17 protein-coding genes are annotated in these 17,186 nt (G+C 65.1%); 4 read left to right on the top strand and 13 right to left on the bottom strand.

Going from position 1 to position 17,186, the window contains the following annotated elements; all coding sequences use genetic code 11:
* Positions 1-58: 58 nt before the first annotated feature.
* The gene (locus tag LB569_RS13960) at positions 59-502 is read left to right on the top strand and encodes a hypothetical protein (RefSeq protein ID WP_140702486.1); all 444 of its coding nucleotides are present in this window, start codon (positions 59-61) and stop codon (positions 500-502) included.
* 86 nt (positions 503-588) lie between these two features.
* Positions 589-2,655 (top strand): phospholipase D-like domain-containing protein, encoded by a 2,067-nt coding sequence (locus tag LB569_RS13955; protein ID WP_224692904.1) that lies wholly within the window; start codon positions 589-591, stop codon positions 2,653-2,655.
* Positions 2,656-2,688: 33 nt separating this feature from the next.
* Here LB569_RS13955 and LB569_RS13950 read toward each other — a convergent pair whose 3' ends face one another.
* The 10 genes from LB569_RS13950 to rsfS form a co-directional block, all read right to left on the bottom strand.
* Positions 2,689-3,945, bottom strand: a complete 1,257-nt coding sequence (locus LB569_RS13950; RefSeq protein WP_224692834.1) for a D-amino acid dehydrogenase — start codon at positions 3,943-3,945, stop codon at positions 2,689-2,691.
* Positions 3,946-4,062: 117 nt separating this feature from the next.
* Complete coding sequence (locus tag LB569_RS13945) at positions 4,063-4,581, bottom strand: GreA/GreB family elongation factor (protein WP_224692833.1); 519 nt, start codon at positions 4,579-4,581, stop codon at positions 4,063-4,065.
* Positions 4,582-4,607: 26 nt separating this feature from the next.
* On the bottom strand, positions 4,608-5,039 hold the full coding sequence (rnk, locus tag LB569_RS13940; protein WP_224692832.1) for a nucleoside diphosphate kinase regulator: 432 nt from the start codon (positions 5,037-5,039) through the stop codon (positions 4,608-4,610).
* A 274-nt stretch (positions 5,040-5,313) separates the two neighbouring features.
* On the bottom strand, positions 5,314-6,453 hold the full coding sequence (gene alr, locus LB569_RS13935; RefSeq protein ID WP_224692831.1) for an alanine racemase: 1,140 nt from the start codon (positions 6,451-6,453) through the stop codon (positions 5,314-5,316).
* A gap of 27 nt (positions 6,454-6,480) precedes the next feature.
* Positions 6,481-7,041, bottom strand: coding sequence for an RNA pyrophosphohydrolase (locus LB569_RS13930; protein ID WP_224692903.1), 561 nt, complete (start codon positions 7,039-7,041; stop codon positions 6,481-6,483).
* 30 nt (positions 7,042-7,071) lie between these two features.
* Positions 7,072-8,262 carry a divergent polysaccharide deacetylase family protein gene (locus tag LB569_RS13925; RefSeq protein WP_224692830.1) on the bottom strand — a complete coding sequence of 397 codons (1,191 nt, stop codon included), beginning with the start codon at positions 8,260-8,262 and terminating at the stop codon, positions 7,072-7,074.
* A gap of 184 nt (positions 8,263-8,446) precedes the next feature.
* The gene (locus tag LB569_RS13920) at positions 8,447-9,778 is read right to left on the bottom strand and encodes a S41 family peptidase (RefSeq protein ID WP_224537461.1); all 1,332 of its coding nucleotides are present in this window, start codon (positions 9,776-9,778) and stop codon (positions 8,447-8,449) included.
* A 1-nt stretch (position 9,779) separates the two neighbouring features.
* Entirely contained in the window at positions 9,780-11,141 is a 1,362-nt protein-coding gene (locus tag LB569_RS13915) for a murein hydrolase activator EnvC family protein (RefSeq protein WP_224537459.1), read from the bottom strand.
* Between the two features lie 153 nt (positions 11,142-11,294).
* On the bottom strand, positions 11,295-11,777 hold the full coding sequence (gene rlmH, locus LB569_RS13910; protein ID WP_140702497.1) for a 23S rRNA (pseudouridine(1915)-N(3))-methyltransferase RlmH: 483 nt from the start codon (positions 11,775-11,777) through the stop codon (positions 11,295-11,297).
* A 70-nt stretch (positions 11,778-11,847) separates the two neighbouring features.
* A complete protein-coding gene (rsfS, locus tag LB569_RS13905; protein ID WP_140702499.1) occupies positions 11,848-12,225 on the bottom strand; it encodes a ribosome silencing factor in 378 nt (125 codons plus the stop codon).
* A 242-nt stretch (positions 12,226-12,467) separates the two neighbouring features.
* On the opposite strand from rsfS, the gene LB569_RS13900 reads away from it, so the two are divergent.
* Positions 12,468-13,319 (top strand): mechanosensitive ion channel family protein, encoded by an 852-nt coding sequence (locus LB569_RS13900; protein WP_140702501.1) that lies wholly within the window; start codon positions 12,468-12,470, stop codon positions 13,317-13,319.
* Here LB569_RS13900 and LB569_RS13895 read toward each other — a convergent pair whose 3' ends face one another.
* The 3 genes from LB569_RS13895 to LB569_RS13885 form a co-directional block, all read right to left on the bottom strand.
* Positions 13,320-14,618: an MFS transporter gene (locus LB569_RS13895; protein ID WP_224692829.1), complete on the bottom strand. Its 1,299-nt coding sequence runs from the start codon at positions 14,616-14,618 to the stop codon at positions 13,320-13,322.
* A gap of 94 nt (positions 14,619-14,712) precedes the next feature.
* Positions 14,713-15,300: a nicotinate-nucleotide adenylyltransferase gene (locus LB569_RS13890; RefSeq protein ID WP_140703873.1), complete on the bottom strand. Its 588-nt coding sequence runs from the start codon at positions 15,298-15,300 to the stop codon at positions 14,713-14,715.
* A gap of 72 nt (positions 15,301-15,372) precedes the next feature.
* On the bottom strand, positions 15,373-16,653 hold the full coding sequence (locus tag LB569_RS13885) for a glutamate-5-semialdehyde dehydrogenase (protein WP_140702505.1): 1,281 nt from the start codon (positions 16,651-16,653) through the stop codon (positions 15,373-15,375).
* 77 nt (positions 16,654-16,730) lie between these two features.
* Here LB569_RS13885 and LB569_RS13880 point away from each other — a divergent pair, with 77 nt between their 5' ends.
* Positions 16,731-17,024: a hypothetical protein gene (locus LB569_RS13880; RefSeq protein ID WP_224692828.1), complete on the top strand. Its 294-nt coding sequence runs from the start codon at positions 16,731-16,733 to the stop codon at positions 17,022-17,024.
* The last annotated feature ends 162 nt before the right edge of the window (positions 17,025-17,186 follow it).

The raw sequence follows: 17,186 nt of genomic DNA, 5'->3' as shown, positions 1-17,186 counted from the left end.
GTCAGCCATCGGCAGGGCCACCGGGTGGGAATCTTTCAGAAAGCTGGCGCGGATAGACATGCGAGCCCATCTTGCCATCCTGCCGCTGCTTCTCGTCTCCGCATGCGCCAATCCATGGACGAAAGTACCGGAAGCCGAATTGCCCAAGCCGATCCGCTACGCCATGGCCCGTCCCTCGCCTTTCGTCATCGGCAATTATTGCGGTCCCGGCACCCGCACCGGCGATCTGTCGGCCCGACCCGTCGATCGCCTCGACGCGGTCTGCCGAACCCATGACGCCTGCTACATCGCCCAACACGACCATTGCGCCTGTGACGGCGCCCTCGTCGCCTCGGCGCGGGCCATCCGCGACGACAAGACGGCATCCCGCAAGATGCGCGACGAGGCAGAATTACTGATCGCCACTTTTGCCATTCCGGTGTGCAAAGTCTTCCCACATGGTTTCATGCCGCCGCGCGACCCGGCGCAGCTGAGTGCCATGAAGGCCGGAGCCGCCGGGTGAACAGCCGCCCGTCGATCCTCCCCGCTTTGTTGGCGCTCGCGGTCCTCGCCGGCTGTGCCGGCGCGGGCCGCAATGGCTGCGCCCTCATGCCGGGACAGGAGGGCTGCGCGCGGCCCTCGCTGTCGGCCGGCACATCCGGCCCCCAGGTGGCGGCCGCGCAGTTTTTTGGGGATGCCGCTACCAGCGATTACGAGAAGCGGTTCCTGGCGCTGCTCGCCAACAACGAGCTCGGCGCCATGGACCGTGCCAACGGCACCGGTCCGTTCGGGCGCAACCGGCGCGATGTCCAGAACCGCGACTTCCAGGCAACATATTCGACGCTGCGGCAACTGGCCGGACCGGTTGCCAAGGCGCATCTGCCGCCGGCCAGTGAAGGCAGCGGCGACGGCCGGTTCGATGCCCGCTGGCGGGCGTCGCGGCAGACGCTCTACATCGACGCGGCGGCGCGGCCCTCGGCCCCCAAGACGTTCGATTTTTCCGGCCTGCAGGCACGCAGCACCGAGATCGTCGTGCGCCAGGCGGGCAGGCAGCCGGCCGACATCGAGGGCACCTGCGACGGCGCCTTGGCGATCCGTGCCGTCGGCGCCTCGCGCACCATTGCCGCTGGTGCGGCATTCCGCTTTCGCCTGTCCGGCGAGGATGACACGGTCAGCCTGTTCCCAAGCGACAGCCTGAACCGGTGCACGGCAAAGGTCCGCTCCAGCCTTGCACCCACGGGCGCGCCGCTCACCATCCGCCGCGAAGAGACCGCCGATCCGGCGCTCGCCGCCCTGGACAGCCGCTACCAGCGCTGCCCGGTTACCAGCGGTGCCGGCCTCGACGCGCTCGGGCGCGCCTTCTATGCCAGCCGCTGGCTGTCGCAGACCTGCGCGCTGCCGTTGGGAGAACCCAAACTGCTGCGCAAGTCGCGCGACGGCTTCAACGCCAAGGTCGAGGCGCTGATGGGCGCGCCATTGTCCGACGCAGCCATAGACAAGGGCGATCCGGAACTGCCGCTCGATTTCTCGCACGCGCCAAGGCTGAAGCTGATCTATCTGTCCTCGCTCGAATTCAAGGCCGACTTTACCGGGCGCATCATCGAGCGGCTGATCCGCCACCACGCCGCGCTCGGCACCAAGGTGCGCATCATGGTCACCGATGTGCTGGAGCGCGACAAGGACGACGCCATGCTGCACCGGCTGGCAGCGGAATTCCCCAATGTCGAGCTGCAGGAATATCGCTGGCGGGCGGACCATGGCGCGCCGATCGACGAGCAGATTTCACAATTGCACAAGGTCCTACACATCAAGATGCTGGCGACGCTGGCGCGGGATCCCGCGCGTTCGCGCGTCATCATCGGCGGCCGCAACATCCATGACGGTTTTCTGTTCCACCAACCGATCGACCTGTCGCGCTATCCGGAGCTCGAGCAATACGGCAAGACCGACGGTCTTTCGCTGAACTACTATTCGAACTGGAGCGACTTCGACATCGAGTTCGCCAACCAGGCGACGGTCGAGACGCTCGCCGCGCATCTGTCGACGATGTGGTTGCGCGATGCCGACACCAACCTGGCGCGCCCCTTCTCCATCCCGGTCCGCGCCGATGGCCGCCGCCCGTCAGGTACCGCCCGGCATTTCATTTCCGTGCCCTACGAGGACGGCCATGCGCTCGAAGCCTATTTCGTCGAGTTGGTCGACGCCGCCCAGCGCCATATCCAGATCGTCAACCCTTACCTCAATCTGACCCCGAGCCTCGCCCAGGCCTTTGACCGGGCCCTCGCCCGCGGCGTCAGGATCGACATTGTCGGCCGCATCGACCTCAAGGGCGATATCGGCGGCAAGTTCCTCACCGCGCTCAACAAGCTGTTCGTCGAGAAATATGGCGACCGCATCAACATTCGCGAATTCAAGGCGCCTGACGTGGTGCTGCATTCCAAGATCATGATGATCGACGAGAGGCTGGTCGCCATCTCGTCGGTCAACCTCAACAACCGCAGCTTCTTCCACGATTCGGAGAACGGCATGATAGTGCTCGACCCGGCCTTTTACGCCAAGATGAAGCCGGTCTATGACGACTACCTCGCCCATTCCAACCCGGTCGCCACCAATGTGACGATCCCATGGGCCTACCGGCTAATGTTCGACGAGGCTTGGGTCAGGCAGGCGTTCTGATCATTGCCCAAAGTCGGCGAGACGCGCGGATGACTATTTGAGATACCGCTCCTGCCCCAGGGCACGCACGTCGATGTCGGGCACCCGGTTGGAGATGATGTCGGACAACACCTTGGCCGAGCCGCAGGCCATGGTCCAGCCGAGCGTGCCATGGCCGGTGTTGAGATAGAGGTTGGACAGCTCGGTGCGGCCGATCAGCGGTGGTCCGTCCGGCGTCATCGGCCTCAGCCCGCACCAGAACGTCGCCTCGCGCATGGCGCCTGCGCCGGGAAAGAGATCGCCGACCGAGTGTTCGAGCGTGCGCCGCCGCGATTCGTGCAGCCTGAGATCGAAGCCGGAAATCTCGGCCGTGCCGCCGACGCGGATGCGGTCGCCGAGCCGGGTTATGGCGACCTTGTAGGTTTCGTCCATCACTGTCGACACGGGTGCGGCGGCGGCGTCCTTGATCGGCACGGTGATCGAATAACCCTTGACCGGATAGACCGGGATCGATCGCTTCATCCGGCGCATGAAACCCGCCGAATAGCTGCCCAGCGCCATGACATAGGCGTCCGCCGCCTTCCAGCCCGCGCTGGTGCTCAGATTGGCGACGCGATTGCGGCTGCGGATGACGCGCCAGATCGTCACGTCGTACTCGAACTTGACACCGCGCGCCACGCAGAGCTCGGTCAGCCTGTCGGTGAACATCTTGCAGTCGCCGGTCTCGTCATGCGGCAGCCTCAGGCCGCCGACGAATTTCTCACGTACCCCTGCCAGGCCCGGCTCGGCCGCGATGCAACCGTCCTTGTCGAGGACTTCATAAGGCACGCCATATTTCTTCAGCACCTCGACATCGCCACCAGTACCGTCGAGCTGCTTTTGCGTACGAAAGAGCTGCAGCGTGCCCTGGGTCCGCTCGTCATAGGCAATGCCCGTCGCTTCGCGCAGCGCCTTCAACGTGTCGCGGCTGTATTCGGCCAACGGCACCATGCGCGATTTGTTGATGGCGTAGCGCTCGGCCGTGCAGTTGCGCAGCATCTTGACCAGCCATGTCCACATATGCGGATCGAAGGCCGGCCGCACCACCAGCGGGCCGTGCTTCATCAGCAGCCACTTGATGGCCTTGAGCGGAATGCCGGGCCCTGCCCAGGGCGAGGCATAGCCGGGGGAAATCTCGCCGGCATTGGCGAAGCTGGTTTCCAGCGCCGGACCTTTCTGGCGGTCGATCACCGTCACCTCATGGCCGGCCTCGGCGAGATAATAGGCCGTGGTCACCCCGATGACGCCACTGCCCAGCACCATGATCTTCATCGTTCACTCCTTACGCCGTGTCCCTCGGCACGCCGTTGGACACGGCAGCATCCGCGATTTGCGCACGATCGCCGGCGAAAATCGATCCCGATCTTCGCCCTCATGCGCCATGGCTCTTCACGCCGCCGACGGACCGGGATCGTCATCTCCCTCTGTCTGCCGCATTCGGGCAGTCTCGCCAAGAGGCCGCATGGAAGCGCCGGTGCTATGGACGAGGGTCAGCCCGTGCGGCCGCGGTTTGCCTGCGGAAGCCCTTTCCCGGGCCGCCCGCCGCGCGGCTTCCGGCTGATAGAGCACCGCCTCGATCCGGACCTGCTCGCGCCTGCCCTCGGGGAACTCGATCGAGGCCGTCTGGCCTTGCGCCATGCCAAGCATGCACAGCCCGCGCCTGGTTGCCACCGACAGGCTGGAGCCGACCGGCCCGCGCATGTCGTTCTGCACCAGGGTGCGCGTCTCGGCCGCACCGGCATCGACGCAAAACACCACGCGGCTGTTCATCGTCACGATATCGGATCCGACGGACTCGGTCGGCACGGTACTGGCACTGGAAAGCTTCTCTTCGAGCATCGCCACCATCGGATCCGCGAATGCGCGTCGGCGCTCGAGCATCACGTCCAGGACGGCGAAATCCTTCATTGTCAGGCGGCAGCTCCTGTCTTTCATCACTGCCTCCATGATCGACGCTCGCCGCCGGCGGCCGTACCGACGGCTTCCACGGTCACCGACAATTTGCGTCCGCCACGACTGCTCCAGCACACCGCCTGTCCAGTGCTGGCGCCGATCAGCGCCGTTCCCATCGGCGTCAGCACCGAGATCCGGTTGTCGGCAATGTCGGCTTCGCCTGGATAGACCAGCACGATGCGCTTGATGTCGCCGCCTTCGTCGCGGATCGTCACTGTCGAGCCCATTCGCACTACACCGGCGGGCATTGCCGCCGCTTTCACGATCACGGCCCGGTCCAGCTCCGAGAGCAGCTCCTCGGCCGTCTCGGGTGCGCGGTCCAGCACCGTCCTCGCCAAGCCGGTCAACCTGTCGTGGTCGGTGTCGCTGATCAGAATCTGGCTCGATGGACGCTGTCCTGTTGCATGTTGCATGGCAAAACCTCTTGGATCGGCGCATCGAACCGATGCGCGCTTGCCGCCGCGCTGACGGCGGCCTGATGAAAGCCGGCAGCCGACGGGAGCTGACGACTTGATGACGATGGTGGATGTATGGATGCCCCGGTACGGACGGACGCCGGAAGGCGGCCGCGCCGGGGCTACGATCCCGCGATCGGGCAGACCCTGAACAAGGTTCTGGTATAAGCGAGGTTGCTCATGCCCCAAACCTTGCCGACAGGCGCCCGCTTGTCAAGCGCGGCCAAACCGCTCAGCCGCCGAGATAGTGCCGGTGGAAGCGCGTTCCGAGGCTGGCCAGGATTTCGTAGCCGATCGTGCCGGCATGGCCGGCGGCGTCATCGACGCTTTGCGAGGGGCCGAGCAGTTCGACGAGATCCCCTTCGCCAAGCTTGCCGGGCGGGAGCGCCGATATGTCGAGAATGATCGAATCCATCGACACCCGCCCGAGGAAGGGCAGGCGCACTCCCTCGAACCAGGCGGCCGAGGCGGACCGGCGCAGCCAGCCATCCGCATAGCCGAACGAGATCGTCGCCAGGCTGAGCGGGCCATCCGCGTGATAGGTGTGGCCATAGCCGATGCCGGTGCCTTTTTCGACATCGCGCGTCTGCGCCACCTTCGCCTGCAGCCGCACGACAGGCAGCATCGGGTTGGGTTCGGCGGGCGTCGGATTGATGCCGTAGAGCGCGGCGCCGGGACGGGCGAGATCATAATGGTAAGACTGCCCGAGAAAGATGCCGGAGGAATTGGCGAGCGAGGCGGGCGCCTCGGGCAGCAGGGCGCGCAGCCGCTCGAAAGCCAACCGCTGCTGTTCGTTGGCCGGATGGCGCGGCTCGTCCGCGCAGGCCAGGTGGCTCATCACGTATCTGACGCCGATACCGTCGAACGCGGCGGCATCGCCGGCGACCGCGTCTATTTCGGCCGGCGCCATGCCAAGCCGGGACATGCCGCTGTCGACCTGGATGGCGGCCGGAAGTGTTCTGCCGACGCGGCGGGCCGCGGCGCGCCAGGCTTCGAGTTGCGCGCCGCTGTTGATCACCGCGCACAGGCCAGCCGCCACCGCCTCAGGCTCGGAACCGGGCGGCAGCCCGTTCAGCACGTAGATTTCGGGTCCGGCCCCGATCGCCTTGCGCAAGGCGATGCCTTCGGCCAGCAGCGCGACGAAGAAGATGCCGCAGCCTTCCTCCGCCAGCGCCGATGCCACCTGGCGTGCGCCGAGGCCGTAGCCGTCGGCCTTGACCACGCCGGCACAACGCGCGCCGCCCAGCAATGCCTTGAGCCGCCGGTAATTTTCGCGAATCGCACCGAGATCGATGGTGAGAATGGCCCCCGCGGCCTCCTGGCTTACGGCGGCGACGTCATCGGGCAGAGACTTTTTGGGGGCGTCGTTCATGGCGACCCTGCTTGCAGCGGATAAACATCAATAGAGCCGCCCGGCCGGCGCGGCAACCATCCGGCGATATGGCACCAGATGCCGGAACGCCGCCACCACGTCCTCATAGACCTTGCGCTTGAACGGCACGATAAGCTCCGGAAGATCCTGCATCGGCCGCCATGACCATTTGTCGAATTCAGCGGTGTGGCCGCCCGGCGGCGGGTTGATCTGGATCTCGCTGGTGTCGCCGTTGAAGCGGAAGGCGAACCATTTCTGCGTCTGGCCGCGATACCGCCCCTTGAAGGCAATGCCGACGAGATGGTCCGGCAGGTCGTAATTGATCCAGTCCGGCGCTTCGGCGAGCAGCGAGACGCTGCGCATGCCGGTCTCCTCGTAGAGCTCCCGCTCCGCCGCCTGCAGCGGCTCCTCGCCCTTGTCGATGCCGCCTTGCGGCATCTGCCAGAGCTGTGTCGTGCCTGAAAATTCGCTGTCGGGTTCGGCAATGCGGTGCCCGACCCAGACGAGGCCTTGCGCATTGAGGATCATCAACCCGACACAGGGGCGATAGGGCAGTGTTTCGCGGTCGACCTTGCCAGTCCTTGCCATCATTCAATCTTCCGAGCCGTTTTCCGATGGCTATCTTTTTTGCGGATCGATGGCCACAGCCGAAATCGGCACGATCTCGATGCCGCGTTTCTTGGCCTCGCCCACCCATGACGACACCGTGTCGACTGTCAGGTCGAAAGCCGAGCCGATACCAACGGCGCTGCCCTTGGCCCGCGCTGTCGCTTCGAGACTGTCCAGTTTCTTGAGGATGGCGCCACGATCCTGCACCGCATCGATCGCCGTGTCGCCGGCGACGAAAGGCACGCCATCCCTGAGCGCCATGTCGGGCGCCAGGCTGCGCGCCGACGAGCCGTCGTCGATATAGGCGAGGCCCCTTTTGCCGAGTTCGGCCATGAACGGTTCCATCGCCGCCGCGTCGGCGGAAAACCGCGCCCCCATATAGTTCATGATCCCGGTATAGTTCGTCGTCCGCGACAGCGCCCAGTGCAGGTTTTTCAGATTCTCGTCGGGGGTCGCCGCAACTGTCAGCGTGTTGCGGCCAGGATTGACGTTCGGGTAATCGAACGGCTCGAGCGGCACCTGCATGACGACCTCGTGGCCGCTCTGCCGCGCGGCCTGCATCCAGCGGCCGATGCTGTTGCCCTGTGGCGCGAAGGCGAGCGTCACTTCCGCCGGCAGCTTGGCGATGGCAGCCTGGGTGCCCGTCTGCGAAACCGCGAGCCCGCCGATGACGATCGCCACGCGCGCCCCACGCGAGCCCGACCACGGCCGCGCATAGACGTCGAAAGGCCGCCTTCCGTCGGCGGAGCGCGTCGGCAAGGGTCCGGTTTCACTGGTTTCGATCAGCGCCTTGTCGGGAATATGCGCGATCTTGAGATTCTGGCCGACGGTCGATGGATCGCGAATGACGATTGCCGCCTTGGGCGGGCCATCGCCCTCTTCCGTCTGCACATGAATGATCTTCGGACCGCCGCTCTTCGTCGACAAGTCCTTCGTCTCCGCCTTTGGCGTCGCCGCCGGAGCCAGGGCGGGAGGCGACGTGGCGGGCTCGGCCGAAGCGGTCACTTTCGGCGTCGAAACGGCGACTTCCTGCGGTTTTCGAAACGGCTTTTCCCTGAGCGCGATCGCGGCGGAGACGCCGACCACCGCCAGCACGACCGCGCTCGCCGCGATCACGCCGACGCTGACCTTGCCGGAGGCGCGCGGCGCCCGGACGCTCTGTCCAAGCGGGCGTTCGATGTCCTTGCCGATATCAGCCAAGCCCTGTCCCCGGTGCGCACGGTTCCGAAGGCGACCGCCTTCGGCAAGACATGCACGAATTCATCAATCCTGGCGCGGCGCCGTATCTGGAGGCCTGGTCCTGGCCTCCGAATCAAACTGCCGGAACCTTTCGGTCCCGGCAGCATCGCATTGCTTCGTTCAACCGGCCAGACCGGTTGCGGCCTTACTGGTTGAGCACGGCCTTTTCCGGATTGGGCGGGAAGGAGGGATCGGTCTTCTGGCCGCGCAGCAGCTGCTCGGCATAGATGAGCTGCAGGTCGTCCTTCGGATCCGGCGGCACATAAGCGGCCGAACCGGAACCGGTCGAGCTCTCGTCGGCGCCCTTGATATGGCCCTTGAGATCGGATTCGCCGCGGGTCAGGTCCCTGCCCTGCAGTTCCGGCGGCAGCGGCTGATCGACCTTGATGTCGGGCGTGATGCCCTTGCCCTGGATCGACTTGCCCGACGGCGTGTAATAGAGCGCCGTCGTCAGCCTGAGCGCGCCATTTTCGCCGAGCGGAATGATGGTCTGCACCGAACCCTTGCCGAAGGACTGCGTGCCGACCACCGTGACACGGCGCAGGTCCTGCAGCGCGCCGGCGACGATTTCCGAAGCGCTGGCCGAGCCGCCATTGACGAGCACGATCATCGGCTTGCCGTTGATGTCGTCGGTCTGCTTGGGCTTGGCGTCGAAGCGGGTGACGTCCTTCGGATCGCGGCCGCGCGTCGAGACGATCTCGCCGCGCTTGAGGAAGGCATCCGAGACGCTCACCGCCTGGTCCAGCAGGCCGCCCGGGTTGAGGCGCAGGTCGAGCACATAGCCCTTCAGCTTGTCGTCCGGCACCTGCTTCTTGATGGTGTCGATGGCGTTCTCGAGATCGTCATAGGTCTTTTCGGTGAAGGAGGTGATCTTCATGTAGCCGATATCGTTCTCGACCCGGAACTTGACCGCCTTGACCTTGATGATGTCGCGCACGACGGTCAGTTCGATCGGCTTGTCGGCGCCCTGGCGCAGGATGGTCAGCTTGATCGGCGTGTTGACCAGGCCGCGCATCTTGTCGACCGCGTCGTTGAGCGTCAGGCCGCGAACCTCCTCGCCGTCGATCTTGGCGATATAGTCGCCGGCCAGCACGCCAGCCTTGGCGGCCGGCGTGTCGTCGATCGGCGTGATCACCTTGACCAGGTCGTTCTCCATGGTGACCTCGATGCCGAGGCCGCCGAACTCGCCCTTGGTCTGCACGCGCATGTCCTGCGCCTGCTCGGCGTTCATGTAGGAGGAATGCGGGTCGAGCGAGGAAAGCATGCCGTTGATGGCGTTCTCGACCAGCGACTTGTCGTCGGGCGGGGTCACGTACTGCGCCCGCACCCGCTCGAAGATGTCGCCGAAGATCGCCAGTTGCTTGTAGGTCTCCGATCCCGCAGCGTTCGCCGCCGAGCCGGGAGCGCCATAGACAAGGCTCATGGCGGACGCGCCCATCAGCGCACCGGCAAACAGAAGCGACAGTTTCCGCATCATTTCACGTCCTTCCAGAAAAACGGTCCGCCCACCATGGGGCCGGATCGACGGGTTTTCCATCCTTGCGGAACTCGACATAGAGTTCCGGCGTGGCATTTCCATTCTTCGAAACCGAGGTGCTTGCCACCCGGGCTTCTCCCATCGCGCCGACCGGCTCTCCTGCGAGCACCGACTGGCCAGTCACGACGCTGATTCTGCTCATCCCAGCCAAGACGACATGATAACCGTCGCCGGCATTGAGGATCAAGAGTTGACCATAGGAGCGAAACGGCCCCGCATAAAGCACATTCCCATCCGCCGGCGCGGTGACGATGGCTCCCGATTGTGTCGCAACCATGTCCCCAAGCATCAAGGCGCCGTTACCGTCGTCGGCGCCAAACCGGCGTTTGATGCGGCCTGTGACCGGCAGGGCGATCTGTCCCTGCAGCGCCGAGAAAGGTGCTGCCGCGGTCAATCTGTTGCCCTCGGGAACCTGTAGCGACGCCGTCTGGTCGCCACTCGGCGCCGTGCCATCGGACTCGGCGCTACCCGCCTGACCGGCAGCGGCCGCCTTGGCGGCATCGGCGGCCTTGCGGGTCTTGTCGGCTTGCGCTTCGAGCGAGGCGATGAGGTCCTTCAGGCTGCTGGCCTTGGCCGCCAATTGCTCGGAACGCTGCTGCTCGGCCGCCATTTGCGCCTTCGTGTCGGCCTCGAGCTTCTGCTTGGCTTCGAGCAGCATGCCGAGCCGTTTCTTCTCCGCCGCCTGCTCGCCGACCGCCGCCGTCAGTCGCGCCCGTTCGGCTTCGATCGAGGCCGTCACCCGGGTCTGTTCCTTGAGGTCGGTCAGCAGCGCGTCGGTCTGCTGGCGCAGTTCCGGCACCACGGCGCCGAGCAGGATGGCGCTGCGCACCGACGACAGCGCGTCCTCCGGCTTGACCAGGATCGCCGGCGGCGGGTTGAGTCCCATGCGCTGCAGGGCGCCCAGCACTTCGGCCAGCACGTCGCGCCGCGCCATCAGCGAAGCGCGGATCTTCTGCTGCTGGCCCTTCAGCCCTTCCAGCTTGGCGCCGATGTCCTCGATGTCCTGGCCAAGCTTCTGCTCGGTCATCGCCGACTGGATCAGGGCGGCGGTGATCGAGGCATGGTCCTTCTTGACGGCGGCGATGTCGGCGGCGAGCTGTGCCAGCCTTTCAGACGACAGCGTGATTTCCTTGGAAACCTGCTCGTATTCGGCGCGGCTCTGGTCCGGATCGGGCGCCATGTCGAGGGTGTTTTCGGCCCGCGCCGCATGAAACGACAGGACGATCGCAGCCGCGATACCGCAGCGCGCGCGCCATGAGCCCCCTATCAATGAGCCCCTCGTCGATTTCCAGCCATCAGCCATGCACGGTGGACTCTATCCGCGGCTTCGTTAACGAATCATCAACCATGTTAACGCGCGTCGCCCCAACCGCGCGAATAACGACATGCAAAGGAAAACCAACCCACGGTAATCTTGCGCGGCATTGGGGCTAAATTCTGCGCGACCAGGCCGCTTTCACGACCTGTGGTAGGGATGGCCGGACAGGATCGTCGCGACCCTGTAGAGCTGCTCCCCCAGCATGACGCGCACCAGTTGATGCGGCCAGGTGAGCGCCCCGAACGACATCACCAGCTCCGCCTGGTCACGCAGCGATGGATCATGGCCGTCGGCGCCGCCTATGGCGAGCACCAGCGCTTTGCGTCCGCCATCGCGCAACTGGCCGATACGGCCGGCGAAATCCGCTGAGGACAGGCTCTTGCCGCGCTCGTCGAGCAGGATGAGGGCCGTGCCTGGCTGCAACTGAGCCTGCAGCCGCGAGCCTTCGTCGCGCTGGCGCTCGCTGGCGCTCTGCGCGCGGCCCTCGGCGATCTCGGTGATCCCGGCGAATTCAAGGCCCACGCCGGGTCCGCTCTTGGCGAAGCGCTCGAAATAGCGGTCGGCCAACTCCCGCTCGGGGCCGGCTTTCATTCGGCCCACGGCATGAACTGAAATCTTCATCCCGCCTCTATAAGCCGTTCGTGCCTGTCACCCAAAGGTGAAATCTGATTTGGGCGACGACCCGGGCGGCTTAGTGGAGGGTCTCTTCCTCGAGATCCGGCGCCTGCCACATCTTTTCGAGATTGTAGAATTCGCGGACTTCGGGGCGGAAGACGTGGACGATGATATCGCCAGAATCGATCAGGACCCAGTCGGCGCCGGACAATCCCTCGACGCGCGCTGTGCCGAGGCCGGCATCCTTGAGCGCCTTGAGGAGATGATCGGCGACAGCCGCGACATGACGGTGCGATCGGCCCGACGCGACGACCATGTAGTCGCCGAGGCTCGATTTCCCCTGAATGTCGATTGAGACAATATTTTCGGCCTTGGAGTCTTCCAGACTGACAAGGACTGTCTTGATGGCGCGGGACACGGCGTCGTCTACGCTGATCCTGGCCGGCGAAGGCACGATATCGGCCCTCTTCCGCAGTGGTGTTCTCAGTGTATTTCCTTTCGCAGCAAGAACAACCAAATCACCCCTAAAAGCGGGTGACACCCCTTAGATAGGCAGAGTTCCGTTGCAGTTTCAAGACGGAGCCCCTACTCACGCGAACTCGCCGACTGGGACATTGTTCCACGCGACACGCAAAAATATCGGAACCCAGGCGTGCTGGAGGGGTTGTCGGCTGACCGACCAACCGGAATCCCGCCATGCCGATCGACCCGCAAAACACCCTTCTCACCGTCCAGGCCGGCCTCGCGCAGCTCAGTACGCTGATCGTCTCCTATTCCTTCTCCGCCATCGGTGCCGTCATCCTCCTGGTGGTCGGCTATATCGTCGCCAACCTTGCCGAGCGCTCGATCTCGGCTGGCCTCGGCCACATCCACGGCTTCGACGCGACGCTGCGGCATTTCTTTTCCAAGATCGTTCGCTATGCGATCCTGATCCTTGTCGTCATCATGGTGCTCGGCCAGTTCGGCGTGCAGACCGCATCGATCATCGCCGCGATCGGCGCCATCGGCCTCGCCATCGGTCTGGCGCTGCAGGGCACATTGCAGAACATCGCGGCCGGCATCATGCTTCTGGCGCTGCGGCCGTTCCGCATCGGTGAGTCCGTCGAGGTCGGCTCCATATCAGGTTCGATCGAGGAAATCGGCCTCTTCGCCACCAGGCTCAGGACCGCCGACGGCGTTTACATACTGGCGCCCAATTCGACGCTGTGGAACCAGCCGGTGCGCAATTTCACCCGCAACGGCGTGCGCCGCACCGACATCACGCTGAGCATCGGCTCCTGGAACGACATAGACCGGGCGCAGAAGACATTGCTTGCCATTGCCGGCGCCGAGAAGCGCATCCGCCGCGAACCGGCGCCGATCGCCTTCGTGGCCGGGCTCGGCGACACCACCGTTTCGCTCACCTTGCGCTACTGGACGGCGGCGGCGGACTATTTCGCCACCCAGATCGACATGACGAAACGCGCCAAGCAGGCCTTCGACAGCGAAGGGATTTCGATCCCGCTGCCGCCTCCGCAAGCGGCGCCGCCCGAGGCGCGCAAGCAATAATCAGTCGCCCCTGCGGCGGACCTCTTCGTCCGGCGCGAAAGCGAGTTCCACCGGCAAGGGTGCCTGCGCCGACATCGGCGCGAAACTGCCCGTGGCGGCCGCCGGAACAGGACGCACCGCGATCACGCGCCACAGCACGAACAGGCAGAATACCGAAGCGATGACGATGCCGACATAGATGAAGGTCGCCGTGCCGAAGACGGCGGATAGCGCCGTGACGATGCCCGGCACCACGAAGCCGGCCAGCGACCAGGCAAACAGCATTGAGCTCGACAGAGCGAGCAGTTCGTCCTTCCTGGCGCGGTCGGCGGCATGCGCGCTGGACAGCGCGTAAATCGATTCCGCCGCCCCGTCCCAGATCAGGTAGATCACCACCAGCGCCATCAGCGCGCCGCCGTCGAAGGTGATGGCGAGCAAGCTGGCGACGACCGCCAATGCCGCCGCACCCGCAAGCACGTAACGCCGGTCGGTGCGGTCGGAGAGCCAGCCGAGCGGTATCTGCAGGATCAGCGTGCCGACCGGCATGGCCGACAGCAGCAGCGCGACATCGCCTTGGCTGTAGCCCTTGGCCGTGGCGTGGATGGGCGCGAAGCCGGAAATGATCATCGACAGCCCGCCGACCGCCAGCATGCCGGCGACGCCGACCGGCGAAATCCGCCAGGCCTGGCGCAGCGCCACCGAAGCCGCCTGCGGCGCCGGCGGCTGTGCAAGGCGCGTCATGCCGACGGGCAGGATCGACAGGGCGGTAAAGGTGATGCCGATCAGCGACGCGGCGGCCGTGTGGATGTCGATGACGGCCAGCGTCGCATAGCCCACACCCAGGCCCGCGATGTAGGCGACATAGAACACCGCCATCACCCGGCCGCGTATGGCGTTCGGCAGCGCATCGTTGAGCCAGCTCTGCGCGACGATGAACAGGCCGCATATGGCAAAGCCGTAAAGCGCGCGCGCTGCGATCCACAGCAGCGGGTGCGGACCGGCGCCGATGGCGGCATTGGACAGCGCGATCAGCGCCGACAGCACCATGAAGGCGCGCGCGTGGCCGACCCTGCGCACCAGCGGCCCGGTCAGAATGCAGCCGGCAAGGCCGCCGGCCGACAGCCCGGTGACGATCAGCCCGGCCCAGGTCGGATCGAAGCCCTCGACGCCAAGCCGGACGGGGATGTAGGCGAACATCAGCCCGTTGCCGATGGCAATCAGCGCCATCGACACGATGACGCTGGCAATGGCGATCAGCGGCGCGGGAGCACTGCCCTGTTCCGGATCGACTGCGGGTTGGGTCTTGGTTTGAGTTGCCATGTCCGCGAGCATCGCTGATTGGCGGGGCGAACACCGATGTAAAAACGACATGTCGCGCGCCCGAAATACTGGCTCCTCCTGCCGCGAAGAGCCCTTATTCCCTCGCCATCTTGCGGATCGCGCTCGACGACAGGGACGAACGTGGACCGTGAATGAAGGTCCAGGCCGGCGCCTTCATACGGGCGAGAAGCGGCGCGTCGCCCTCGTCGATGCGGGCATAGTCGAAGGTCTTGGCGACGACCGACGACAGGAAGGACAGCGTGGCGCCCGGACGATCGATGACCGCGATCGGAAAGGTAAGCACGATCTCGCGCCAGCGCTGCCAGCGATGGAAGTCCCGCAAACTATCCGCGCCCATGATCCAGACGAACTCGACGCCGGGATTGCGCGCCTTGACCAGAGCCAGCGTGTCGGCGGTGTAGCGCACATGATGCGCCGCCTCGAAGGCGGTGACCTTGATCTTCGGGTTCTTGGCGATCTTCTCGGAAAGCATGATGCGCTCGGCGAGCGGCGCCAGCTCGCGCGTGCTCTTCAGGGGATTGCCCGGCGTCACCATCCACCACAGCTGGTCGAGCGCCAGGCGCCTGAGCGCGATCTCGGCGACCAGCGCGTGACCGGCATGCGGTGGGTTGAACGAACCGCCGAACAGGCCGACCGCCAGCCCCTTCTCGGCATGCGGCATCTTCAGATAGCTGGAGGGCACCGCCGGTTCGGAAGAAGCCAGCATCGCTTCAGGCTCTGGCGGCGAAAAGCGTCAAGGCCTCACCTGTCCCGACCCGCGCACACGGTATTTGAACGAGGTCAGTTGCTCGACGCCGACCGGCCCGCGTGCATGCATCTTGCCGGTGGCGATGCCGATTTCGGCGCCCATGCCGAACTCGCCGCCATCGGCGAACTGCGTCGAGGCATTGTGCAGCAGGATCGCCGAATCGATCTCGTTGAAGAATCTTTCGACGGCCTTCGGATCCTCCGCGATGATCGCCTCGGTGTGATGCGAGGAGAAGGTTTCGATGTGCTCGATCGCGCCACTGATGCCGTCGACCAGCTTCACCGCGATGATGGCGTCGAGATATTCCGTCACCCAGTCGGCATCATCAGCCGGTTTGGCGTCGAAGAACAGCTTCAGTACCTCGGCATCGGCATGGATTTCACAGCCGGCGGCGCGCAAGGCATCGAGGATCGGCACCAGATGGCTTGATGCCACGGCGCGGTCGACCAGCAGCGTTTCGGCCGCGCCGCAGACGCCGGTGCGCCGCATCTTGGCGTTGACAGCGATCCTGACCGCCATGTCGAGGTCGGCGGATCGGTCGATGTAGAGGTGGCAGATGCCTTCGAGGTGGGCGAAGACCGGCACGCGCGCCTCGCTCTGCACCCGCCCGACGAGGCTTTTGCCGCCACGCGGAATGATCACGTCGAGATTGCCGCCGAGCCCCTTGAGCATTTCGCCGACCGCGGCGCGGTCGGTGGTCGGCACCAGCTGGATGGCATCCTCGGGCAGACCGGCCGCCTTCAGCCCCTCGACCAGGCAGGCATGGATAGCGGCGGACGAATTGAGCGAATCCGAGCCGCCGCGCAGGATCACCGGATTGCCGGCCTTGAGGCAGAGCGCGCCGGCATCCGCCGTCACATTGGGGCGACTCTCATAGATGACGCCGACAACGCCGAGCGGCGTACGCACGCGCTCGATCTGCAGGCCGTTCGGCCGCTGCCACGCGGCGGTCACGTCGCCGACCGGATCCTTGAGTTCGGCGATCTCGCGAATGCCGTCCGCCATGGCACGAATGCGCGCCGGATCGAGCTTCAGCCGGTCCATGAAGGAGCCGGACAAGCCGGATTCGTGGCCATTCGAGACATCGATGGCGTTGGCGTCGAGAATCTCCTGCTCACGTGAAATGATCGCGTCGGCCATGGCAACGAGCGCGGCATTCTTGGCGGCGGTGGTGGCGATGGCCAGCGGTCGAGCGGCAGCGCGGGCCTTGCGACCTGCCCGTGCCATCAAACTGACTACATCTTCGCCTTGGTGTTTGTTCAACATCTGACCGCTCCGGTGAAGCTTGGTGGATTTACACGCGGCTGGCCCTCGCGGCAATGGCTGCGAATTTGGGAGGCAGCATGAAGAGCGCCGTAGTCCTCTTTACATTGGCCACTATGCTGGCGCCCACCGGCCTCCGCGCCGCCGATTACTGTGATGACAAGATCGAACCCGGCGAGAGCCCGGACGGCAAGGCTATGGTTATGTACAGCTTGATGGTGCAACTGGCTTTTGCTGAACGCTATTGCGGCGCGCCGGCGACACCGCCCTCTCGGATCGCGGTGGTTGTCGAGGAGTTTCATGGATGCGGGCCGCGCGCCCGGCTTGAGGCGGAAATAGAAAGAGGACGAAGGACGGTACAACTGCAAAAATAACGACAACCGACGAGCTTATTCGCGATGTCGTCGCCGGCGACGACAACATTTCTCAAATCGAGGTCGACCGACGAGCCAAGGCGGGCATCGAAGCCGAGATGGGAGGCTGCAGCGAGTTGCTGAAAACTCAACGCGACGTTGAGGAAAGGTACCGCAATCCGC

The sequence above is a fragment of the Mesorhizobium sp. BH1-1-4 genome (assembly GCF_020165665.1).
Taxonomy (GTDB): domain Bacteria; phylum Pseudomonadota; class Alphaproteobacteria; order Rhizobiales; family Rhizobiaceae; genus Mesorhizobium.
This window is presented reverse-complemented; position numbering and strand designations above follow the sequence as displayed.

Coding starts and splice junctions, on each gene's coding strand:
- LB569_RS13960 (WP_140702486.1), top strand. CDS start 59: ATGCGAGCCCATCTTGCCATCCTGCCGCTGCTTCTCGTCTCCGCATGC.
- LB569_RS13955 (WP_224692904.1), top strand. CDS start 589: ATGCCGGGACAGGAGGGCTGCGCGCGGCCCTCGCTGTCGGCCGGCACA.
- LB569_RS13950 (WP_224692834.1), bottom strand. CDS start 3,945: ATGAAGATCATGGTGCTGGGCAGTGGCGTCATCGGGGTGACCACGGCC.
- LB569_RS13945 (WP_224692833.1), bottom strand. CDS start 4,581: ATGAAGGATTTCGCCGTCCTGGACGTGATGCTCGAGCGCCGACGCGCA.
- rnk (WP_224692832.1), bottom strand. CDS start 5,039: ATGCAACATGCAACAGGACAGCGTCCATCGAGCCAGATTCTGATCAGC.
- alr (WP_224692831.1), bottom strand. CDS start 6,453: ATGAACGACGCCCCCAAAAAGTCTCTGCCCGATGACGTCGCCGCCGTA.
- LB569_RS13930 (WP_224692903.1), bottom strand. CDS start 7,041: ATGGCAAGGACTGGCAAGGTCGACCGCGAAACACTGCCCTATCGCCCC.
- LB569_RS13920 (WP_224537461.1), bottom strand. CDS start 9,778: ATGATGCGGAAACTGTCGCTTCTGTTTGCCGGTGCGCTGATGGGCGCG.
- LB569_RS13915 (WP_224537459.1), bottom strand. CDS start 11,141: ATGGCTGATGGCTGGAAATCGACGAGGGGCTCATTGATAGGGGGCTCA.
- rlmH (WP_140702497.1), bottom strand. CDS start 11,777: ATGAAGATTTCAGTTCATGCCGTGGGCCGAATGAAAGCCGGCCCCGAG.
- LB569_RS13900 (WP_140702501.1), top strand. CDS start 12,468: ATGCCGATCGACCCGCAAAACACCCTTCTCACCGTCCAGGCCGGCCTC.
- LB569_RS13895 (WP_224692829.1), bottom strand. CDS start 14,618: ATGGCAACTCAAACCAAGACCCAACCCGCAGTCGATCCGGAACAGGGC.
- LB569_RS13890 (WP_140703873.1), bottom strand. CDS start 15,300: ATGCCGCATGCCGAGAAGGGGCTGGCGGTCGGCCTGTTCGGCGGTTCG.
- LB569_RS13885 (WP_140702505.1), bottom strand. CDS start 16,653: ATGTTGAACAAACACCAAGGCGAAGATGTAGTCAGTTTGATGGCACGG.
- LB569_RS13880 (WP_224692828.1), top strand. CDS start 16,731: ATGAAGAGCGCCGTAGTCCTCTTTACATTGGCCACTATGCTGGCGCCC.